The 467-nt window shown below is 47.5% G+C and carries 1 protein-coding gene; it reads right to left on the reverse strand.

Features of this window, described 5'->3' with window-relative positions; translation table 11 throughout:
- Positions 1 to 58: 58 nt before the first annotated feature.
- The coding region (locus GFJ41_RS21100) for a 40S ribosomal protein S24 (protein WP_206001612.1) at positions 59 to 467 on the reverse strand (409 nt) is incomplete at its 5' end.

The raw sequence follows: 467 nt of genomic DNA on the forward strand, positions 1-467 counted from the left end.
GCAATATACAAGAACATTCAGGATGATCTTCCCTGAAGGTCTCACTTTTCCTGACACCTCATTTCTTCTTGCCAGCAGCACCAACGGAAGCTTTCTTGGTGCCTCGTACTTTCTTCATTCTGTTCTTTCTTTCCTTGCGCTGTTTTCTGGAGGTCTTTTTCTTCTCATAGAGACCGTGTCTGGTCAGTCTGTATTTGGGCTCATTCTTCTTGGCATAGTCTAGTGAATCGTAGACCATGGCGAAACCTGTGGTCTTGCCACCACCGAATTGAGTCTTGAAACCGAAGACAAACACCACATCAGGTGTGGTCTTGTACATTTTGGCAAGCTTCTCCCTGATTTCAGTCTTGGGGACTGTTGCTTTTCCAGGGTGCAGGACATCGAGAACCATTTGCTTCCGCTGAAGCAAGCGGTTCGTCATGAACTTCCGAGTCCTGAGTGTGACACTGTCGTTCATCTTGGCGTCG

Origin of the sequence: Paraclostridium dentum, assembly GCF_012922555.1 — a bacterium.
Classification (GTDB): domain Bacteria; phylum Bacillota; class Clostridia; order Peptostreptococcales; family Peptostreptococcaceae; genus Paraclostridium; species Paraclostridium dentum.